Source organism: Endozoicomonas sp. Z74, from assembly GCF_057680865.1.
Window position 1 is genome coordinate 17,904 of record NZ_JBLYZI010000050.1, and the last position, 21,366, is coordinate 39,269.

Here is a 21,366-nt window from a genome sequence, read left to right on the forward strand (position 1 = left end):
CAACAACGGAGTGAAACCATGAAAAAACTGAATGTACTGGCACTGAGCGCCTCTCTGATACTGACCTCAATCAGCAGCCTGGCAGAAGAGCTGCCCATGGTGATGCTGTTTAAATCCCCCACCTGCGGCTGCTGTTCTGAGTGGGGCGAACATATGAAAGCCAATGGCTTCAAGGTGATGGACCACGACGTCCAGAATGTCAGCCGTTACAAGAAAAGGGCCGGGGTTCCCGATGGGTTGCAGTCCTGCCATACCGCCATGATCGGGAGCTATGCCATTGAGGGCCATGTGCCTGCGGAAGACATTATTCGTCTGCTCAAAGAGAAGCCGGAAGGGGTGAAGGGGCTGGCGGTGGCCGGAATGCCCATGGGATCTCCGGGCATGGAATATGGCGACCGCAAGGACAGCTATGAAGTGATCAGTTTTACCTCTGACGGCAAAACCAGTGTTTATGCAAAGCACTGATTGACAGGAAAGAGGCTCCCTGATCGGGTATTTATCCGTCAGGGAGCTCTGGATAATCTGGAGAGTATCTGGTTGTAAACGCTTGAGCACTGTGGAGCTTCACCAGGCTGAAGCTTAAATCCGGTTTCTGGCATCCTGATAGACCTTTCCTTTGTTGCGTTTCCCGATGGAGATAACAGACACCACCAGCCTTGAGTCAATTACCTTGTAAACCAGGCGATAGCCCGATTTAGCCAGCTTGATCTTGTAACAGTCTTTCATCCCGTGCAGTTTTGAGGCGGGGACGTGGGGAGTGACTGAACGTTCTTTCAGCTTTTTGGCAAATTGCTTTTGTGTGGCCGGGTTCAGTTTTTTCCATTCCTTGGCAGCATCGCTGGCAAAGGTAATCTTATAGGTCATCGAGGTCTATCTCGACTTCGGGTTGATCTTTACGCGCCTCAACAATTTTTGCCAGTTCCAGGTCTTCAAGCCTGTCCATCATGGCTTCGTAAAGATCTGCCGGGACGGCGTAAAAGACCGGCTGGTTACGGTTGAGAATCGCAACAGGGTCACCTGCTCCCTGTTCCATGACGGCCATCGGGTTTTTTTTGAGTTCTGAAATACCTGCACTGACATCGGCCAGTATGGCGTGGGTGATTGCCATGGTTGTTACCTTATTGATCTTTATGGTGACCTAATAATAGCACTTTTAAAAATACTGCTAAAAGTTTTTGGGCTTTGATATAGGAATCGGTGCCGCACACCAGTAAGCCAGAGGTATACCATCAAGCCGATGTTTGAAAATTTAACACCCTGTTAAATAATCCAACATTGCCATTGCCTGTTTTTCCTTCAATGAATAGCCTTTAACCAGTGAGCCGTTAATGCCCAGGGCTCATGGCTTTCCTGTCTTTTTTGAAAACTGATGCAGATCAAAAAAAACCGTGTTATTCAAAGTGGTCTTTTCTGTATTTAACACCCGTCGCCTTTTTCATCTCTCAACAGAGGTTATGAAAACAGCAGAACCTTCTGGAATGTCAAATTCTCAAACACTGTGTTGGAAAATTTAACGTTTTCTTCAGAATTTTATCGGTTAAATAAGCGTTGGTTCTTCATAAGGCCTTGTAATGCCTGGATTTTATGATGTTGGCACGCTCCATGTATTGAACCTGCCACCTATCAACCATCACATGCAATATAAGGAGTTTGTGATGCCAACACCCGCCTATATGACCATCGAAGGCGAAAAGCAGGGCCTGATTACCGCTGGTACTTTCACCCAGGACTCTGTGGGCAATATTTACCAGGAAGGCCACGAAGACGAAGTTCTGGTCGAAGGTTTTGAGCACAACGTCGTCATCCCACGGGATCCCCAATCCGGACAGCCTACCGGCCAGCGGGTTCACAAGCCGGTTATGATCACCAAGGTGTTCGACAAGTGCTCCCCCCTGCTTTACAACTCACTGACCTCTGGTGAGATGCTGCCTAAAGTCTGCATCAAGTGGTACCGCACTTCTGCCACTGGTACCCAGGAGCACTACTTCACCACCGAGCTGACCGACGCCATCATCGTTGATATCAAGGCCACCATGCCTAACTGTCAGGATCCGGGCCAGGCCCACTTCACTCACCTGGAAGATGTCTACATGACTTACCGGGCGATCAAGTGGACCCATGAAGTCTCCGGTACTTCCGGTCATGACGACTGGCGCAAGCCCGTGGCATAAGTCCCTTGAAAGCCGGCAGCGGCCCCCCGCCGCCGGTTTTCTTTATTTGCCCCATTCTGTGAGTGGGGCGCTTTTTATTGTTGCTCATTCCCGATTTCTGTCAGCCTCGGTCATCTTCTGAGCAGACTGAAAGAGTCGTCTATAAGTCGTCTATAAAAAGTTGCCTGATAAAGAGTCGCCTATGTCTGTTGCAGCCAACCAAGCCCGTTTTCTGATCCAGATCGCCGGTCTGGATGACCTTCTTCAGGTGGAGTCTTTCCAGGGCACCGAAGCCATTCATCAATGCTTCCGTTTTGAAGTGCAGGTGGTGTGTGAGAACCCCCATCTGAACCTGAACCGGCTGCTTCACCAGAGCGCCCTGCTGACACTGTGTGGCAGTGATAGTGAACGTTATGTTCACGGCCAGGTGACCGCTGTCCGGCAACGGGATACCGGTCGTCGTTTGACCCGTTACGCCCTGGTCATTGAACCTTCCCTGACCCTGCTGGATTACCGCCGCAACCACCGGGTATTCCAGAACCAGTCCGTACCGGACATTGTCTGCCGGTTGCTGGAAGAGGCCGGTATTCTTTCCGACCGCTACCAGCTGCAGCTGAACAACACCTATGCCCCAAGGGATTACTGCGTGCAGTATGGGGAGTCGGAGCTGACATTTATCCAGCGGATTCTGGCGGAAGAGGGCATTCACTTTCACTTCCGGCACGATCCCGAAAAACACCTGCTGGTGCTGGCCGACGGCCAGGACGGCTTCATGGCTCCACCGGAAGGTGAGCAGGCGGTCTACCACAGCGGTAATGGCATGAATGCCGCTTTTGATACGCTCTCCGCTTTTGGCGTCCGGCATCAGGTGGGCGTAGGCCGACTGGATGTCCGGGACTACAACTACACCCGGGCCAGTCGTCCCCTGGAACACAGCAGCCAGCCAGTGCCGCTTGAGGTGTCCGGCGACGGTGCCCTGGTAGATTACCAGTACCCTGGTGATTGTCAGTCCGACACTGAAGGTGCCCGCCAGGCCAGAATCCGGCTTGAGGAACAGCGCATTGATAGCCGGCAGGCAAAAGGGATCAGCCAGATCCCGAGACTCTGTGTCGGTCACTATTTCGACCTGGTAGAGCACAGCAACAGTGCCTGGAACCAGCTCTGGCTCACCACCGCCATCTCCCACGAAGGCCGCCAGCCTCAAGTGCTGGAAGAAGGGGGCAGTGGTCACAGCCAATACCTGAACCGCTTTACCGCCACGCCCTGGGATGTGTTCTGGCGTCCCGGGAAAATCCGGAAACCCGACGTCAGTGGCCTGCAGAGCGCGGTAGTGACCGGGCCCGATGGGGAAGAAATTCATACCGACGAACAGGGCCGGGTGAAAATCCAGTTCCATTGGGATCGCACCGGCCTGGCCGATGGCCAGACCAGCTGCTGGGTGCGGGTCGCCCAGAGCTGGGCGGGTAATGGTTATGGCAGCTATACCCTGCCCCGGGTGGGCATGGAAGTGCTGGTCAGCTTTATAGAGGGCGATGTGGACCGTCCCCTGCTGGTGGGTTGCGGTTACAACAGCCGGAACCCGTTGCCCTATGAATTGCCGGAGCACAAAACCCGGACCCTGCTGAAAAGCAACAGCAGCCCTGGCGGGGAGGGCTACAACGAATTCCGTATTGAGGACCGGGCGGGTCAGGAGCAGATCTTTATTCATGCCCAGAAAGACATGGATCTGCGCATTAAAAACGACTTCCGTCAACAGATCATCAACGACAGTCATTACCAGACGGCGGCCAACCATTACGGGCGGGTGGGGGACAGTCAGCACCAGACCATTGAAGGAGAGCAGCGTCATTACGTGGCGAAAGACCTCTCCCAGACCATTGATGGCAGCCTGCATCTGAAAACCGGTACCGCAATCCTGATGGAAGCCGGGCAGGAGGTGCACCTGAAATCCGGCAGCAAGGTGGTGGTGGAAGCCGGTGCAGAAATCACTCTGACAGCCGGGGGCAGCTTTGTGAAGATTGACCCTTCCGGCGTCAGCCTGGTCGGGCCAGGGGTCAACCTGAATGCCGGAGGCTCTCCTGGTTCCGGTTCGGGGGCGGCACCCAGGATGCCCATGTTGCCCGCTGAGGCAGACCAGGACCGTACCGGTGCGGTGCCAGAGCCAAGGGAGCCTGAAGTTAAATCCGAAAGCCAGTCTCTGAGCCTGCCCTACGAAGAATTTGCCGCTTCAGGGGTGTCGGTGGTGGAGCTCTGTGAGTGCGACAGCGACGGTAATTGCCCGATCCATGGAGGCTCCCATGCCCGGTAACAGGGTTGAAAAAATGGCGGAGTGGTACCGGCCACTGTCCCTGAACCCCGATGCCCGCCCTGTTTTTATTGTGGATGGCGTTATGGCGCCGGGGATTGTCACCCAGTGGTACCAGGCCAGTGACGTTTCTCCGGACTATGAGCCCCTGTTCGCCCGCACAGACTATGACGCCATGGCCAGTGATGGGCCTCAGTTACTGGTGACGCAGGAGCACAGTCCGCTGTTCGCCTTCACCCGGTCGCTACTGGAAACCAACCCTGCCGGTTGCCTGCTCTGGGGCGTGCCCGGTGAAGGGATGACCCAATGGCTTCGGCAGCGCCTGACGGTCACATTGGAACACCGGGGATCCGCACTCTGCCGCTACTATGACCCACGGCGGCTGGCCGCCTGGCGGGCGGCACTGGCCGATCCGGAATGGCAGGACTTCTGGGGGCCGGTGGAACAGATCCAGTGGTGCCAGGGCGGTCAGTGGCACACCTGCGCCAATGAGGGGGCTCTGCCCGCCGCCGCAATAAACGACTTTGTCCTGACCCGTGGCCATATTGACGCCATGGATGCCCATGAAGAACAGCAATTCTGTGAAGCCATGGTTTCCCTCTATGGCCCCTGTGTTCCTGAGCCTGAAATCCCGGAACCCTGGATACGGGCACAGCTGGCCAGAAGCCTGGAATACCAGTTGACCCGTCGCGGGGATCGGGAAAAGTGGCTGCGCACGGCCCTGTCCACTCCCGCAGAGGCACTGGCAGAGCCCGCCATCCAGTCCCTGATGCAGGACCACTCACTGCCCACCCACCGGAAGTGGCAGCAACTGAACCACCATTTACAACAACCGCAGGCCAATCCCATTCCTCAGGAGTCCCAGGCATGAGCACGGCAACGCTCCCTTCACCCGCCCATCAAGATGACACCACCGGTACCAAGGTAGAAGGGGAACCGGTCTGCCAGGCCGACTATTGTGAAATCCTGCATGTCACCGGGGATGACGACCAGTTCTATCTCCTGAGCGAGGCCCAGAGTGAGGCGCTGGAAGCGGAAATTGATTTTGTGGAGACCCTGATGGCGGAGTCCCGGGCCATCCTTCAGGACGCCACGGCAGACAATCGGGATGAAACCGCTGAGAAACGGCAGCAGTGGCTGCTCAAAAGCCATGAGCAGGGGCTGATCCAGCTGAAAACCGCGGATGGGGAAGGCGGTGAAAATGAGGATGAGAAGCCTGCCGGCCCCGTCCGCCATGAGCAGGACTATGGGGGCCAGCTGAAGGAGCTCCGCCAGGAGAAGGCCTGGCTGAATATCTATTCCCCCCTGACCAAATGGCACGGGGGCAGCCTGGTGGAAAGCAACTGGAAAACGGTGCGGGACATCCGGCTGGAGGCCATTAACCAGCGCATTAAAAGTCTGGAGGCAAAGCTGGAGGACCGGCCCAAAGACTCGGCGACCTTTTCCAAAGCCACCAATCTGGAGAATGTGTACAAGGTGCGAGCCACGGGAGCCCGGGTGGATGGGCTGGGGGATTTGCCGTCGGGCATTCGGGAACTCAAGAAAATCTCCAGCCCCGACCGCTGGTTCTACGTTCGGGAAGGGTTCGCCACCGGGATGCTCAGCGATGCCCGCCATGTGCTGATCAGCAATGGTAGCCGGGAACTGCTACTGGATAAACGCAAGGCAGGAGGAGAGCTGGCGAAAGCGCTGGTGAAGGATATCCGTAAGGCCATTCGGGACGATCGGAAAAAAAGCAAACTGGGGGCCCTGGAAGTCAAGGTGGCGGAGTGGAAAAGCGACGACGAGTTTTTCATGAACGCCCTGCACAAGGAATTTACCTACAACAGCGCCGACGATCCGGACAACGCCAATGCCAACTTTGCCCACAGCCGGGAGGCGCACTTCTTCCGGTTTGCAGCGGCGGCCTCCGCGGGCATTAACAACTTTGACCGGAGCAAGGGGGAGTTCAATCTCGGCGTTAAGGGAGAGGCGAGCTTCTCTGCCGCCGAGGGCAGCCTGGCCCTGGAGGCCTTCTTTCCTGCAGACACCGGTTATCCCATGGAGATCGCTTACACCAATGCCGAGAAACAACCGGCGCTGCTGGAGTTTGGCTATTGTCGTTTAAACGGCAAGGCGGAACTCTCCTGTTTCCTGGGGGCCCGGGTGCAGGGAGAGGCGGGGGCGTCCGGAGCTTCGGCGCTATTGGCTTCTGGCATCACCGTGGATGCAACCCCCCGGGGCCAGGTGGGGGTCAAGGCAGAAGCCTTTGCCGGTGTTCAGGCAGGCGGCACCCTGAGTGGTGGCGTTCAGTGGCTGGCACCGGCAGAGCTGAAAGAGAAAAAGCCCAGCTGGGATACCCTTGCGGAGATTAAGACTGAGGGGAATGTGTCCGTGGGTGCTGGTGTTGGCGGGAACTTTGGTGTGACCATCAATGATGGTGTTCTTGAACTTTACTGTAAGGGCGAATTGGTCTTTGGCCCCGGTGCCGGGGGTGGCTTTGGTACCACCATTGATGCCGGAAAGATCTGGGATGTGGTAAAGCTATGTATGGATGTACTGAAGACCGTGGATTATCGGAAGGTGGACTCCATTACAGAAGAGGCGTTTAACTTTATTTGTCGGGCTTTTGTCAGGCTTTTTAATTCGCCAGTTGAGACGTTCCAAAATGCTTTCGATAGACTCTATGATGATATGACGGTGTGGTGGGAATTTAGGCAAGTAGAAGAGAAAAATGCGAAGGCGATGATTGACGCTGTATTGCAGGGTGAGCATGAAGTTTCATATAGTCAACTTCCTCCTGAGTCACTCGGACCTATGCTGGATACCCTTTTAAGGCCTTTTATCAGTCCATTAAATGGCTGGCGGCTGAAACAGGAAAAAGCTGTGGTGATGCTGCTCTCTCCCATTACCCAGTGGCGCCACTTTCTGGAAACCCTGGAACATATGGAGCCAAGGGCCAATAAGGTGGATAGCCTGGAAAGCCTGAACCGGATCAATGCCTTGTTGACACGGAGTGAGCAGGATCAGTTTAACCATTGGATTAAACAGCTGCGCATGGAAGGAGAGCCTTTGGTACAGGCCAATATTCCCCGGGAGTATATGCCCGCACGATTGCCCCCAAGCAGTGACAGTTTGGGCAAGGTGCTGAATAATATGGGCTGGGCTTGGACGCCCTCAGAAGCAAGCATCTACTCCAAAGGTGATCTGGTGGCCCGGCAGATGATGGATGTCAATAACCAATATGGAAAAGAGCATTTCAGAAATATTGTTTAATAGTCAAAGAAACCCGGCTTACAGCCGGGTTTCTTGTTGAATGCTGCAACGAAATAATCGAGAAGGTCTATATCCTTCAGCAACGGAAAAATCTGAAGAAGCTGGATCAGCAGGAATGCGCCTTATTATGCCTGCTTTTACAACTCGTTTAGGGGTTAGATCTTCAGGGTTAGAGGTCTCATCTAGATCATAAGTTCTGCGTTTCTTATCGTATACTGGTACCGGTTCAATAACGTTGGGATTCTTGACGGGTTCTTTTGAGAATGGACTAAACCAGTCATTGACCCACTCCCAGCCAAAATGCCTATGGTTGCGTTGCATACCATACAACCCTAATGGCGAGGGTGGGTAAGCTCCCACTTGTACAGGTTTTGTCGGGATATATTCGTCGTCCTTAAATCGATCATGCAGTTTTGGTGCATTTCGCCCAGGTTCCAGCTTGCCATTATCTGTGGGATAGTAGATATGTTGCCCACGGTTACGAGCTGCATACTCCCATTGGGCTTCGGTGGGCAGATCCACTGGGTAGCCGGTAATCTCCCCCAACCATAGACAATAGTCTTTGCCCTGCTGCCAGCTTTTGGTCCAGGCCGGGGCATCGGGCTGAAAGGCTTCCGCAAAACCAGGCCTTTCCAACAGGTCTTTCCGAGTTCGGCTAGCTTGATTGGGAGCCTCTTTAGCACCATTAATCAAATACCAGACATCAAAGGCTTTCCAGGTGGTTTTGTACTGGGCCAGGGAGTAGCTGTCCAGGGTCACCTGATGGAGAGGCTTGGCTCTTCCAGTAACATCGGTCGTGCAAAAATTATCTCCCTCTTCCCATTCCTGAACCCACCAGTTCCAGCGCCAGTCATCCATACGGCGGAGTTCTTCGACCTCCATCTGGACATTATCCATCCATTCTTTTTTGATTCTACCGTCACAGGTGGCCCCGAAATCCCCCATATCAAAGGTGCCGCCCTCAATAAACACCATGGTTTCCAGAGCTTCTACCGCTACCTCCAGAGCCTGGTGCTGAAGCTTATGGGAAGCATCCGGGTATTTATTGGCAATGGTCTGGCGGATGCTCTCTATTTTTTCGGCAGACACCTTGTCACTGGTAACCGGTGTCAGCTCAGACTGGGATGAACAACCGGCCAGCAGCAGGGCGACCAGCAGGGGCGTGTAGACAGCGTTCACGGTGGGCTCCTGAAATACGACGACGTTATTTTAATGGAGCCATTCCCCCAAGCCATAGACCGAGGCCAACACCAGAGGCGAAAAAGTAGAAGTGTGTCGCTTTTTTTCGGAAAGCCTGAACCGCATCAATGCCCTGTCCCTCACCCCGGCCCTCTCCCAGAGGGAGAGGGAGTTTGGTGGTGCGAACGTTTAAACCCCTCTCCCTTTGGAAGAGGGCTGGGGTGGTGCGAATGTTTAAACCCATCTCCCTCTGGGAGAGGGTCTGGGTGAGGGCAAAAGTCAGTAAATTCCCTTTGGATCAAACAGTTGCGAACGGAAGGGGAACCCCTGGTACAGGCCAATATTCCCCGGGAGTATCTGCCTGCACGATTGCCCCAAGCAGTGACAGTTTGGGTAAGGTTCTGAATAATATGGGCTGGGCCTGGACGCCCTCAGAAGCCAGCATTTACGCCAAAGGTGATCTGGTGGCCCGACAGATGATGGATGTCAATAACCAGTATGGAAAAGAGCATTTCAGAAATATTGCGTAGCAGAAAAAGATACCCGGCTTAAAGACGGATATCTTGCTGAATACTGCATCGAAAGAGACGAGCTCTAGAATATCCATCCCCTTCAGGGGGTCTGGGGATTCTGCGAATAATTCCTCCTTTTACTAGCCGCATGGGAATAATGTCGTTTTTATTTTTGGTTTTTTCCAAGTTATAGCTACCTCTTTCTTGGTCATATACTGGTACTGGCTTAGTAACATTGGGGTTCTTGACAGGTTCTGGAGAAAATGGGCTAAACCAGTCATTCACCCACTCCCAGCCAAACAGCCTATGGCCTCGTTGCATACCATACAGCCCTAAAGGGGTGGGGGGGTAGAATCCTACTCGTGTTGGGTCATCAACAAAATGTTCCTCATCCTTAAATCGATCCTTCAGTTTTGGTGCATTACGGCCCGGTTCCAGCTTGCCATTATCTGTGGGGTAGTAGATATGCTGTCCCCGGTTACGGGCAGCAAACTCCCACTGTGCTTCGGTGGGCAGATCCACCGGGTAGCCGGTAACCTCTCCCAGCCACAAGCAGTAGTCTTTGCCCTGTTGCCAGCTTTTGGTCCAGGCCGGGGCGTCCGGGCGGACAGACTCCACAAAACCTGGATCTTGCAGCAGATCCTTTCGGGTGCGAATGGTTTTATTGGGTATCTCCTTGGCACCATTGATTAAATACCAGGTGTCAAAGGCTTTCCAGGTGGTTTTATATTGGGCCAGGAAGTAGCTGTCCAGGGTCACTTGGTGAAGGGGTTTGGCTCTGCCAGAGACATCAGTCGTACAATAATTATTCCCCTCTTCCCATTCCATAACCCACCAGAACCATTGCCAGGTTTCCATCCGCTGAAGCTCTTTCAGTTCCATCTGGACATTATCCATCCACTCGTTTTTAAACTTGTTGCCGCAGGTGGCCCCGAAATCCCCCATATCAAAGGTGCCGCCCTCAATAAACACCATGGTTTCCAGTGCCTCTACCGCTACTTCCAGAGCCTGATGCTGAAGCTTAGGGGAAGCATTCGGGTATTTATTGGCAATGGTCTGGCGGATGTTCTCTATTGTTTCGGCAGACACCTTGTCACTGGTAACCGGTGTCAGCTCAGACTGGGATGAACAACCGGCCAGCAGCAGGGCGACCAGCAGGGGCGTGTAGGCAGTGTTCACGGCGGGCTCCTGAAATACGACGACGTTATTTTAATGGAGCCATTCCCCCAAGCCATAGACCGAGGCCAACACCAGAGGGTGAAAGCCAGCAAATTTCCTTTGGATGTATGTTGTGTAGAGGGAACCACCTGACAGTTGATTGTCAAAGAAGCCCCTGCCGATCAGGCAGGGGGGCCAGCATGGTCAGCCGCAGCAGCTGCTGTTTGAGGTGCTGCAGGATTGGGACGTGCCGGTGGGTGCATCACAGCACTGATTCAGCCGGCACTGCTCCAACAGGTTCTCTGCTTTACAGTCGCAGCCTCGCTGGCAGCGTCCGAGGAAGGTCTTTTCCGACAGGTAATAGGCGCGGAAAGGTTCGATAAAATCCGTTGCCACACTTTTCCCGGCCAGGCCGGTGGCCATGATGGCTGTCTGCCAGGCCTGTACCTTCGGAAACCCTGCCAGAAAGTCATACCCGGTGTGCTCCCTGATCAGCCAGGCCCGGTGCAGCACCGGCAGCCAGGCCAGGTCAACCATGCCGGGGGTGTCGCTGTTAAAGAAGCGATGCTCCCCCAGTACTTTCTCCACCTTCTGAAAGGCTGTGGCCAGTTTTTCCGTGCGTTCAATCAGCGTGTCGGCGTCTTTGCTGCTCTGGGCTGAACACTGCACCAGATACTGCTTGCTGCCCAGATAGCTCCAGGCACGGTTCAGGGCTTTCCGGGCAGGGCTCTGGCCACTCTGCAGGGCCGGATAGGCTTCTTCCAGGTACTCGGCAATGGCATCGGACTCAAACAGGGCGATTCCTTCTTCGGTGACCACAACCGGCACCTGGCCATTAGGGGACAGTTCCAGAAACCACTCAGGCTTGTTACTCAGGCTGATGTATTCAACCTCATAGGAGATCTGTTTGGCTTCCAGCAGGGCGGTGATGCGTTGCACAAACGGGCAGATTTTAAAACTGACGACCTTCAGCATTTCAGGGCTCCTTTTCTTTAAAGATTCTGATGGTGTTGAGATGAACAACCATCGTTGTTTTCTGTTGCCCTTTAAGACGGAGAAAGGGGCAAAAGGACGCAAAAAAAGAGATTTTTTTCTGATTGATTGACCGGCCTGTTTTTCAAACCGCTGCTATGCTGTCAGAGCACTCATTATCAATAGGTGGTTATGGCTCTGGATCAAGAAGACGAGGCACGCGTTTTGCGCCTGGAAAACAATCAGCGGACACTGGCAAAACAAATGAAAGAATTCCATGAAACCAACAAGCTGCAGCTGCAGCGGGAGCTGGGCATCCGGTTTGATCAGGTGCTCAAGGGGATTTATGACACAGTGGGCACGATCCAGGTAGAGCAAAAGGCCTTTGAGCTCTATACCCATCGGAGGTTTGATGAGCTGGAAAAGGAAATTGGCGGTGCACGCCAGGAAATCAGCGTGGTCAGACAGGAAATGAGGGATCGCTTTGATCAGATTGAACTGTTAATCCGCCAGAGCCATTCCAACCACTGATGAGCTTGCTGAAAAAGACTCTGGAGCAGGCCTCAGAGCTACGTCTTGATGAGCCCGCTCTGCAACAGTTAATGACCCGTAGGCTGCTGGATGACCAGTTTGCCGCATTAACCGCCGTTGAGGCGGTGGTTGAAAAGCTGCAGCCCTCTTTTATGGCGGCTGATACGGACTGGGCAGGTCTACTGGCCAGGGCGGGTGATAATCTGGCGTTGCAGCAGCAGAGGCTGCTGGAATTTTATCTGCAGTGTTTTGAGCGGGAAAACAGCATCGGGGATTTCCGGCCTGACCAGGAATCGCCGGATGCCATTGTGGTGCTGGGGGCCAATCCGCCCACCCTGGAAAAGCGGGTGGTTCAGTCAGTACCTGTGATTCAGCGGTTCAGTGAGGCAATGGTGGTCCTCAGTGGCGGTGGCTTCAATATCGAAAAGCCGGAAGGGGGCCGGATGAAGGATATGCTTCTGGCTGATGGCATCAGGGAAACCCGATTGGTGTCAGAAACAGACTCCATGGATACCATTGGCAATGCCCTGTTTACAAAGTTGACCCTGAAGCAAGCGGGGTGGCTGAAAAAAGGGCAGAGACTGCTGGTGGTCACTTCCCGGTTTCACGCTCATCGCAGCCTGAATTACTTTCATCGCGTTTTTGGCACTGAGGCCCGGATTGCGGTTTTTGGTGTCACCACCACTGACCAGCAGGCCCAGGGGCTGCAAAGGGCCAGACATGAGCTGCAATCAGAACAGGCTGCCCAGTGCGGGGTTTTCCATTATTCATTAAGCCCTTGTCTGCAAAAGCCCCCGGAGCAGCTGGACGACCAGACCCTGTTGTTTCAGCTGTTGCTCAGGCACACCCTCTACCAGAACCGCCTGGATCTGGTAAGAAAGTATTTTCCTTTGACCTGAACCGTGCCAATCCCGGGCATATACCCGTCGCCTTTCAAGTTGCTACTTTGTTGGCTGCGCTCACTCACCCCAGTCACTTAGTTGATCTAAGCTCCCGGGGGGGGCGTTCCCTTGCCGCCGCGTAGCAACCTGAAATCCTTTGGGTATACAAACAGGGACTGTCTATATCAGTGCGGTTTATCGGGTGCTCATGAAGGCTTATCCGGTTTGGTATTCCCCAGCAGATAGCCTGCCACTGTCCCCAGCAGCCCCATTACCGGAGCGATCTGCTGCTGGCTGTAGCCCACCACAATCAGAAAGATGGCGGAAACGATAATCAGAGGCAGGGCACAGACCCGAAGGACGTTGTTGGCATCATGACCTTTATGGATCAGAAAGGCCATGACGCCGAACACCACCAGACCGAACACCAGTATGATGATGCTGAGGGTGATGGCCAGTTCTGAGGTCCACAGGGTCTCGGGGATATGGTTGACGACCGGTGGCTGATCCGGAGCCCCTACTTTGTCCGTCTGCTCCTTCACAAGGGCCACCAGGGCCTCAAGATTTTCCTGGGCAGTGGGCATATCAGGGCTCCTGATTGACTTTTTTCGACAGCTCAATCAACAGTGCCGTCTGGGTTTTGATCAGGGTTTCCAGTTGCTCAACCCGGTTTTCCAGGGTGTTGATGCGCTGACTGCTGGCCGTACTGGCGGGCACCCATGCGGCCATGGCGGGAGTGGCGGCAACGGGAATTTGTGCTGCATCGACCAGGTGTCTGGGCACCAGCTTGATTTCATCGCCTGCCATTTGCACCGGGATATAGGCTTTATTCTCAAGATACTTCTGAAAGTCAATTTGCTCACCGGTGGCTTCCAGTGCCTGGGGAGACGGCTGGCCGGTTGCCGGTGGCTGAACCTGGGCATCCTCTCCATGAACGGACAGTGGCCATAAAAACAGGGCCAATAGCGCAGTGACTGGTTTATTGAACATCATGATTCCCTTTTTATTGGTGTTGGTAACAGGCTGTTAGAGATGATGCTGTTTTTCTACCGTATCCCGGGGCGACGGTGCAACCTTCCTTTGTGGTAAGGAGGGCTGACCTAGCAGAGGTTTTCCATTAAAAAGAACCCGGCTGAACATAAAGTCATTGATTATCAAATGGATAGAGTCGGTATAGCCAGGAGAAATATAAAGACCGGTGGCTATACTGAAAAAAACAGTTCTGCCAGGGAATGGTAATGCCAGCTCCATTTGATCCGCCCCATAAAGCTCATGAAAGCCATTTCAGAGATCTACAGACCCATCCATTTGAAAAGCAGCCTGACACTGAGCCTGAGTGGTTTCCGAAAATGCCAAGGCCATTGTTCAAGCAGCCGGCCACTTCTCTGGCTGAAAGGAGTGTTCAGCCCGTGCCACCGGAGCCCCGCGTAAACCCCTCGGCCCGTGAAGCAGTGGCATTGCAGAATGAATACAAAAACGTTCATGCCAGACGGGCCTCACTTGAAGCCCGTCTGGACCTGGGTGAAAGCCTGCCGGTGATCCGGCATCTTATGGATAATCGGGCCCAACGGGAGTCATTCAGTGATTTCAGCATTGTTTTCGTTGCCGATAATGGCGAAACCACCAGTGTGATTCCTCCCGGACGCGGCCTTGAGCGAGGCTCAAAGAGAGAAAAAGAGCTGAATAACCTGTTGTTGAAACAGGTGGGTCGTCTGGAGCCTCAATTCACCCCTGAAAAAGTAGGTGAGATTGAAGGGGAGATTCAATCCGCCACCCGGCAACTGGCAGGAATCAAAAGGGATTTACAGGCCAGAAACGTTCCGGTGCCGGAAATACCGGACAGGGCATCTCTGGTCTGGCTGGACGCGGGGCCTGTGGAGCAGGAAATACCACCGGCTACAAAGAAGCCGGTTGCACAAGAAGCCCCGCTGCACACGCCCATAACCCAAGAAAAAGCGTTAGCGGAACCCTCACCCTGGAGAAAAGAGGAAGCAGACGGTTATCCACGCCAAGAGCAAACGGGCAAGGCAAGGCCTGGGAAAGGACGGTTCCTTTTTGAGCCTGTACACCAGGAACAGCCTGGTTTCCCCGATGATGAGTTTTCGCGGCCTGCCCCACCGCGCAAGCGGACATTCGAAGAAAAGGAGTTGAGAAGAGAACGATTCCAGCCACATCCCAATCAGGGGCCTCGGAACACGTTGAAAAGGAAAAACACGTCAGAAGATCACAGGCCACCGTCGTTGCCAGTAGCCAAGCAAAAACCTGAAAGACGTCCGGTGGAACCTCCTCCAATCCGAGAAAGACAGTCTGAAAAGCGGAAAGAGCCCGCTCCTGTTGTCACCACCCGGAAAAAAGCAATCGATGAGAAGGCGACAGAAGACAAACCCTTTGTTCGACCTCCTGTAAAAACGCCTGCCCAGAAAAAGCCGGTTGATAAAGATACAGGGCGCAGTGATCCACCGGTAGTGGATAAGAGACCAGAAAAAAGTCATCAGGAGCATGTGCCTCCTGCACCACCGCCACCACCTCCTCCAGTCAGGCCTGAGGCATCTGAAAAACAGGAAATGAATGACCAGGAAGATCAACAACAGAGTTCAAGAATGAGTTCTGTTGTTGATGATGCAAGGCCTGTATCAGATAAAAATCATCAGGATAGACGCTGTCAGCTGGATCAGGGATCAATTGATTTCCTGACGGGTCTTTCCCGCCAGATGGGAAGGAAACCACCAGTGGTTATTAAGGAGAGTCCATATCTGCTTTCCCGGGGCACCGATGGAATTATTTTAAAACTGCATCTTGAAGATGGGCGCCCCATTATTGGCAAAATTCCAAGAACTGAAAAAGCCTGTGAAGTCTTTGGACTTAGAAAAACAAAGATGCAGACGGGCACCTTACAGCAACACCTGGAACGATCAGAAATGGTTCATCAGGTACTGAATAATTTAATGATACCCACCAATCTGCCAGATGAAATAGAAATGGATATTTCGTTCACGCCCTTTATTGATGGTGAAAACTTCTCTGCCATGCTGGCTGATCATAAAAAATTCAGCGCAGTGGATATCAGGCAGTTTATGTCGGATCTTGTAGAGCAATTTGAGCAATTGTGGGAGATTGGTTTTTATCATACCGATGCTCATAGCGATAATATTATTGTTGATAAGGAAGGGAAACCGCATCTTTTTGACTTTGGTCGATCCAAAAAGAAGGAGTGGAGTCCTGATGTTATCAAGACAGATTTTATGACCATTGCTCACCATGCTCTGTCCATGGCGCTGGGTAACCCTGAAATTATGGCAACCAAGGGCGGTCGGAAAAAAGAAAAACTGCCAATGTCATGTTTGCTGTCTCATCATTATGAACCGCATATGGAAGAGAATAAGGTCGTTACGGAATTTCTGAATGATGCCGGAGAGGATGAATATACAGAGTTGCGGGCGCTGATTAACTGGATGAGAGATCAGGATCCCGTTGATGAAAATACATTGAAGGAGTTAAAAAGACAAGAGTTCTTTATAGAGAATGAGAAACCTGATGATAACAATCTTTTATCAAGGAAACAGTTTGTAAGCTTCTCTAGAAATATGACAAGATTAATTAATGCGGTGCTTGAAACTGATTACAAGAGTATTGAGGAGTTTGGGATTGATTGGCGCTCTCCTGTTATAACGCCATCTTTATGTGGTGTGATTGTTGCTGTTTATAAAAGAACGGAAAACCATAAAGACAAAACAATAGAGCAGATAGTAAAGGATGTTTTGCCGACTCTTTCAACAAAATTTACTGACTTCGATCGAAATGAAATGATTATGGAAGCGAATCGGATTCAATATGAGCTAAGTCAAGAAGACGTTGTACCCCAGGAATACTTTAATGATCTGATAGAACACCTCAACATGTCAGCGCGATATTATAAGCGTTATCAAATTGCACACAAACCAGAGGATCCGAACATGCCTTTGCTTTCCAGGGGGGCATACAGCGCATTCTCACAGGACGAAGGCGTCAAACGCAAAGTTAATGAGAAATTGACCGGTCTGCGTGAAGCCATTAATAGGTTACCTGAAAAAAGCCCGGAACGGATATCGGCCATTTGTAATTATGCTGTGGAAAGAGCTAACCATGAAATTCTGTACAGTGAGTCAAGGGAAAGGTTGCTAGGTTTTACTAACTCACACCCTAATTATGCCACTAAAGGTGAAAGAGGACATGTTTTTACTCAGACACAGGATAGATATAACGAGCATAAGTATGCTTTACCAGCAACAAGTCAAGCTAGGTTTGGTAATTGTGATCACTTTGTCGAGCGGGTAACAGAGATTCTTCGTGAGATTGGTTATACCGATGGTGAGTATGGTGAGTTTTTGATGTTGGATAAGAATGACCGTGGCCATAACTGCTGTTATATGAAAACAGATCAAGGCGTTATGATTATTGATCCTTGGAAAAGCACCTATTTCAATATAAAAGACTGCATGCCCTTTATCGGGGAGTATATGGATGATTCTATGACTGTAACGTTAACACCAAAAGGCTGTAGGGGAAAAGGTATTCCTTTTGAAGTCAGATTGGGCGAAAAACAACCTGCGTCAGAAGTTAAGAAAGCCATTGCTGATCTTCCTGAACAGGACAAACGCAAGCATATTTTTAAGCAGGGTGCTACCGGAAATAGCGGGGAAGTCTGATGGATTCTTTTCAACATTATGATCGTGGTTTCAAAGCCTGTAGCGCAGCTTTTCACCAGACCCTGTTGTTTCAACTGTTGCTCAGGCACACCCTCTACCAGAACCGCCTGGATCTGGTAAGAAAGTATTTTCCTTTGACCTGAACTGCGCCAATCCCGGGCATACAAACAGGGACTGTCTATATCAGTGCGGTTTATCGGGTGCTCATGAAGGCTTATCCGGCTTGGTATTCCCCAGCAGATAGCCTGCCACTGTCCCCAGCATCCCCATTACCGGAGCGATCTGCTGCTGGCTGTAGCCCACCACAATCAGAAAGATGGCGGAAACGATAATCAGAGGCAGGGCACAGACCCTGAGGACGTTGTTGGCATCATGGCCCTTATGGATCAGAAAGGCCATGACGCCGAACACCATCAGACCGAACACCAGTGAAGGCTGGCCTGGCAGAGGTTTTCCATTAAAAAGAACCCGGATGAACATAAAGTCATTGATTATCAAATGGATAGAGTTGGTATAGCCAGGAGCAATATAAAGACCGGTGGCTATACTGAAAAAAACAGTTCTGCCAGGGAATGGTAATGCCAGCTCCATTTGATCCGCCCCATAAAGCTCATGAAAGCCATTTCAGAGACCTACAGACCCACCCATTTGAAAAGCAGCCTGACACTGAGCCTGAGTGGTTTCCGAAAATGCCAAGGCCATTGTTCAAGCAGCCGGCCACTTCTCTGGCTGAAAGGAATGTTCAGCCCGTGCCACCGGAGCCCCGCGTAAACCCCTCGGCCCGTGAAGCAGTGGCATTGCAGAATGAATATAAAAACGTTCACGCCAGGCGGGCCTCACTGGAAGCCCGTTTGGACCTGGGTGAAAGCCTGCCGGTGATCCGGCATCTTATGGATAACCGGGCCCAACGGGAGTCATTCAGTGATTTCAGCATTGTTTTCGTTGCCGATAATGGCGAAACCACCAGTGTGATTCCTCCCGGCCGCGGCCTTGAGCGAGGCTCAAAGAGAGAAAAAGAGCTGAATAACCTGTTGTTGAAACAAGTGGGCCGTCTGGAGCCTCAATTCACCCCTGAAAAAGTCGGTGAGATTGAAGGGGAGATTCAATCCGCCACCCGACAACTGGCAGGAATCAAAAGGGATTTACAGGCCAGAAACGTTCCAGTGCCGGAAATACCGGACAGGGCATCTCTGGTCTGGCTGGACGCGGGGCCTGTGGAGCAGGAAATAACACCGGCTACAAAGAAGCCGGTTGCCCAAGAAGCCACGCCACACACACCCATAACCAAAGAAAAAGCGTTAGCAGAACCCTCACCCTGGAGAAAAGAGGAAGCAGACGGTTATTCACGCCAAGAGCAAGCGGACAAGGACAGGCCTGGGAAAGGACGGTTCCTTTTTGAACCTGTACACCAGGAACAGCCTGGTTTCCCTGATGATGAGTTTTCGCGGCCTGCCCCACCGCGAAAGCGGACATTCGAAGAAAAGGAGTTGAGAAGAGAACGATTCCAACCACATCCCAATCAGGGGCCTCGGAACACTGTGAAAAGTAAGGATGTCTTTGAAGATCAAAGACAACCGCCTCTGCCAGTCGTCCGGCAAAAACCTGAAAGACGTCCGGTAGAACCCCCTACAATCCGAGACTGGCAATCTGAAATGTGGAAAAAGGCTCCTCCTGTTGTCACCACCCGGAAAAAAACAATTGATGAGAAGGCAACAGAAGACAAACCTTTTGCTCGACCCTTGGCAGAAACCCCTGCCCTGAAAAAAACTGTTGATAAAGATACAGGGCGTAATGATCCACCGGTAGTGGATAAGAAAGCAGAAAAGAGTCATGAGGAGGCGATCCCTCCTGCACCACCGTCTCCTCCTCCCGTATGGATAGCTGTCAGTCAGCGAAAGGGGAGAAGTGAAAGCCGATCCAAAGCAAGGGGGGCAACCAGAGAGCCAAGGGTGTTGGATGGCACCCCGATTTCACGGATTGAGCGATTGTGTTTCCTGAAGCACCCTGAGAAATATGAGATAGCGGCCAACCTTAATGACATCAGAAAAATCCTGGCTGAAAACCCTGGTGTTTCGATCAATGACACGATGAACTGGGATTGGAGTGGAGTCACTCCAATGATGGGGGTTGCTGCTAATGGGTGTTCTGAAATGTGTGTGGCTTTGATACAAGAGCTTGGAGCCAACCCCTTTGTTCAGGATGAGACTGGGAAGCACCTTCTTCATCTTCTGATAGCCAAAAGACATAAAGAGCATTGGTCAAGAGGAGATCGTGAGAATCAAATGCCACTTTTTAAGGCCGCTTTAAGGCATCCGGCAGTATCAGATAATATAAATAAACCTGATATTTTTGGTCTAACGCCTCTCCATTACGCCTGTGCACGCCGTGATCCGGATTATATTCAATTACTGATTGCAGAAGGAGCAGACCCTGGGCTTAAAGACCGAAATGGAAATGACTGCTTTGATATTCTTGCTCTGGGTGAGCAAGCACGAGTCAATATTGTCGCACTGGCGATATCGGGAAGTGCTGTAGTTAACGATGCATCAAAATTGTCTTCTGATTATTTGGTTGAAGGTGATAAATATATATATGCGATCAGGGGGTATGATGGTATTGGTGTTGGCGGCAGCAGGCATGGTGAGGAAGGAAATCTATCTTACTTTTGTTCGGTAGAAGACAGTGGCCATTTTAATCGTGATATAAACCCTCTTTGGGAAATCATGGGAAGAGAGGCAGTCAAGGAGCAACAATCAACGAATAGAGAACGCAAACCTGTTTCTGAGGAAACTGAAGAATCGGATCAGGCGCTAAAGAATAAAGATAGCCAGTTGGTTGGTGAGAAAACGGTTTCTGTTGTTGATGAAAATACATTGAAGGAACTAAAAAGAAATGAATATTTTCGTGAAGAAGAAGGGGGTGATGATAAAAGTGAAACCAGTGACGTTTCCAGTATTGATAGAGAAAAGTTATTTGATGACAGGCAGAATGTAGCTGATACGGATCAGAAGGGTAATGACGATGACTCCGAACGTAGTTCTCAAACCAGCCTCAACGCGGATTTTGAACTGAAAAATAAAAAAATTCTTGAGCCTCAAGAGCATCCACGATGCGTGAATGAAGAACTGGCTTATGAAATAAGCCAGTTGGCAATAGATCCATCCACAATAGAGGCTCTTGGTAGGGGTGAGCATGAGAAGTTTGAGAAGGATGACTGGGAAGAAAGGCTGAAGCCGAAGGCTCATGAGTTTTCAGGGTTGTTGCCAGGCAGGTTGGCGAAGTGTCTTCTGGCAAGGTTGAAGGTACAGGGACGTTCACCGCAGGATATAAGTCATGAGGAATTTCAAGTCGAGTTGCAGGCTCTGGTTCAGGAACTTTCCAGAAAGGGAGTGGATGTTACAAAAACAGTGTTAAAAGACTATTCTAATGGGTTCATTGGAGAAGATGCTTTGACAGGACTCCCACATATTTTCGGAAAAATACAGGAAATCGATAAATTTGAGCAATGTTACGAATCAATCAAGGTTTATGACAAGGCAATGGCACTCTTTCTTGAGTCTGAGGAGCTGAGTTGTTGGGATCCCTCCATACCTTTATACCGGGGTGGGGACCAGGGCAAAAACATGATCACCAATTGAACAGCGCCATCAAGAAACAGCCTGTATAATCAGGGTTTTTCCTGTCTTTCGATGTCTGCAAAAGCCCTGTTTTCCAAATTCTCCTCGCTCACTGATAAGC

The 21,366-nt window shown here is 51.6% G+C and carries 19 protein-coding genes; 11 read left to right on the plus strand and 8 right to left on the minus strand.

Annotated elements, in window-relative coordinates; genetic code table 11:
• The first annotated feature begins 18 nt into the window (after positions 1 to 18).
• On the plus strand, positions 19 to 465 hold the full coding sequence (locus tag ACNRUY_RS14870; protein ID WP_488112427.1) for a DUF411 domain-containing protein: 447 nt from the start codon (positions 19 to 21) through the stop codon (positions 463 to 465).
• 114 nt (positions 466 to 579) lie between these two features.
• On the opposite strand, the gene ACNRUY_RS14875 is transcribed toward ACNRUY_RS14870, so the two are convergent.
• Together ACNRUY_RS14875 and ACNRUY_RS14880 are read right to left on the minus strand one after the other, a co-directional pair.
• Positions 580 to 864 (minus strand): type II toxin-antitoxin system RelE family toxin, encoded by a 285-nt coding sequence (locus ACNRUY_RS14875; protein ID WP_488112428.1) that lies wholly within the window; start codon positions 862 to 864, stop codon positions 580 to 582.
• Positions 854 to 1,108 (minus strand): type II toxin-antitoxin system Phd/YefM family antitoxin, encoded by a 255-nt coding sequence (locus ACNRUY_RS14880; protein ID WP_488112429.1) that lies wholly within the window; start codon positions 1,106 to 1,108, stop codon positions 854 to 856. The genes ACNRUY_RS14875 and ACNRUY_RS14880 overlap by 11 nt, the downstream gene beginning before the upstream one ends.
• Before the next feature lie 547 nt (positions 1,109 to 1,655).
• Here ACNRUY_RS14880 and ACNRUY_RS14885 point away from each other — a divergent pair.
• The 4 genes from ACNRUY_RS14885 (at position 1,656) to ACNRUY_RS14900 (ending at position 7,710) form a co-directional block, all read left to right on the plus strand.
• Positions 1,656 to 2,171 carry an Hcp family type VI secretion system effector gene (locus ACNRUY_RS14885; RefSeq protein ID WP_488112445.1) on the plus strand — a complete coding sequence of 172 codons (516 nt, stop codon included), beginning with the start codon at positions 1,656 to 1,658 and terminating at the stop codon, positions 2,169 to 2,171.
• Positions 2,172 to 2,352: 181 nt separating this feature from the next.
• Positions 2,353 to 4,458 carry a type VI secretion system Vgr family protein gene (locus ACNRUY_RS14890; protein WP_488112430.1) on the plus strand — a complete coding sequence of 702 codons (2,106 nt, stop codon included), beginning with the start codon at positions 2,353 to 2,355 and terminating at the stop codon, positions 4,456 to 4,458.
• Positions 4,403 to 5,326 (plus strand): DUF4123 domain-containing protein, encoded by a 924-nt coding sequence (locus tag ACNRUY_RS14895; protein WP_488112431.1) that lies wholly within the window; start codon positions 4,403 to 4,405, stop codon positions 5,324 to 5,326. The genes ACNRUY_RS14890 and ACNRUY_RS14895 overlap by 56 nt, the downstream gene beginning before the upstream one ends.
• Positions 5,323 to 7,710, plus strand: a complete 2,388-nt coding sequence (locus ACNRUY_RS14900; protein ID WP_488112432.1) for a hypothetical protein — start codon at positions 5,323 to 5,325, stop codon at positions 7,708 to 7,710. Before ACNRUY_RS14895 ends, ACNRUY_RS14900 begins: the two co-directional genes overlap by 4 nt.
• 18 nt (positions 7,711 to 7,728) lie before the next feature.
• Here ACNRUY_RS14900 and ACNRUY_RS14905 read toward each other — a convergent pair whose 3' ends face one another.
• Positions 7,729 to 8,889 carry a formylglycine-generating enzyme family protein gene (locus ACNRUY_RS14905; RefSeq protein ID WP_488112433.1) on the minus strand — a complete coding sequence of 387 codons (1,161 nt, stop codon included), beginning with the start codon at positions 8,887 to 8,889 and terminating at the stop codon, positions 7,729 to 7,731.
• A gap of 389 nt (positions 8,890 to 9,278) precedes the next feature.
• Between ACNRUY_RS14905 and ACNRUY_RS14910 the strand changes: the two genes are divergently transcribed.
• Positions 9,279 to 9,419 carry a hypothetical protein gene (locus ACNRUY_RS14910; protein WP_488112434.1) on the plus strand — a complete coding sequence of 47 codons (141 nt, stop codon included), beginning with the start codon at positions 9,279 to 9,281 and terminating at the stop codon, positions 9,417 to 9,419.
• Between the two features lie 18 nt (positions 9,420 to 9,437).
• On the opposite strand, the gene ACNRUY_RS14915 is transcribed toward ACNRUY_RS14910, so the two are convergent.
• Entirely contained in the window at positions 9,438 to 10,580 is a 1,143-nt protein-coding gene (locus ACNRUY_RS14915; RefSeq protein ID WP_488112435.1) for a formylglycine-generating enzyme family protein, read from the minus strand.
• Between the two features lie 183 nt (positions 10,581 to 10,763).
• Entirely contained in the window at positions 10,764 to 11,534 is a 771-nt protein-coding gene (locus ACNRUY_RS14920) for a glutathione S-transferase family protein (protein WP_488112436.1), read from the minus strand.
• 189 nt (positions 11,535 to 11,723) lie between these two features.
• Between ACNRUY_RS14920 and ACNRUY_RS14925 the strand changes: the two genes are divergently transcribed.
• Positions 11,724 to 12,062, plus strand: coding sequence for a hypothetical protein (locus ACNRUY_RS14925; RefSeq protein WP_488112437.1), 339 nt, complete (start codon positions 11,724 to 11,726; stop codon positions 12,060 to 12,062).
• Positions 12,062 to 12,961 carry a YdcF family protein gene (locus ACNRUY_RS14930; protein ID WP_488112438.1) on the plus strand — a complete coding sequence of 300 codons (900 nt, stop codon included), beginning with the start codon at positions 12,062 to 12,064 and terminating at the stop codon, positions 12,959 to 12,961. Before ACNRUY_RS14925 ends, ACNRUY_RS14930 begins: the two co-directional genes overlap by 1 nt.
• Positions 12,962 to 13,149: 188 nt before the next feature.
• Here the strand turns inward: ACNRUY_RS14930 and ACNRUY_RS14935 are convergent, their stop codons facing one another.
• Together ACNRUY_RS14935 and ACNRUY_RS14940 are read right to left on the minus strand one after the other, a co-directional pair.
• Complete coding sequence (locus tag ACNRUY_RS14935) at positions 13,150 to 13,527, minus strand: hypothetical protein (protein ID WP_488112439.1); 378 nt, start codon at positions 13,525 to 13,527, stop codon at positions 13,150 to 13,152.
• A gap of 1 nt (position 13,528) precedes the next feature.
• The gene (locus ACNRUY_RS14940; protein WP_488112440.1) at positions 13,529 to 13,936 is read right to left on the minus strand and encodes a hypothetical protein; all 408 of its coding nucleotides are present in this window, start codon (positions 13,934 to 13,936) and stop codon (positions 13,529 to 13,531) included.
• 245 nt (positions 13,937 to 14,181) lie between these two features.
• On the opposite strand from ACNRUY_RS14940, the gene ACNRUY_RS14945 reads away from it, so the two are divergent.
• Both ACNRUY_RS14945 and ACNRUY_RS14950 read left to right on the plus strand, forming a co-directional pair.
• Positions 14,182 to 17,628 carry an AarF/UbiB family protein gene (locus ACNRUY_RS14945; protein WP_488112441.1) on the plus strand — a complete coding sequence of 1,149 codons (3,447 nt, stop codon included), beginning with the start codon at positions 14,182 to 14,184 and terminating at the stop codon, positions 17,626 to 17,628.
• Entirely contained in the window at positions 17,628 to 17,771 is a 144-nt protein-coding gene (locus ACNRUY_RS14950) for a hypothetical protein (RefSeq protein WP_488112442.1), read from the plus strand. Before ACNRUY_RS14945 ends, ACNRUY_RS14950 begins: the two co-directional genes overlap by 1 nt.
• Positions 17,772 to 17,832: 61 nt before the next feature.
• Here the strand turns inward: ACNRUY_RS14950 and ACNRUY_RS14955 are convergent, their stop codons facing one another.
• Positions 17,833 to 18,219 carry a hypothetical protein gene (locus ACNRUY_RS14955; protein ID WP_488112443.1) on the minus strand — a complete coding sequence of 129 codons (387 nt, stop codon included), beginning with the start codon at positions 18,217 to 18,219 and terminating at the stop codon, positions 17,833 to 17,835.
• A 377-nt stretch (positions 18,220 to 18,596) separates the two neighbouring features.
• Here ACNRUY_RS14955 and ACNRUY_RS14960 point away from each other — a divergent pair, with 377 nt between their 5' ends.
• Positions 18,597 to 21,266 (plus strand): ankyrin repeat domain-containing protein, encoded by a 2,670-nt coding sequence (locus tag ACNRUY_RS14960; RefSeq protein ID WP_488112444.1) that lies wholly within the window; start codon positions 18,597 to 18,599, stop codon positions 21,264 to 21,266.
• The last annotated feature ends 100 nt before the right edge of the window (positions 21,267 to 21,366 follow it).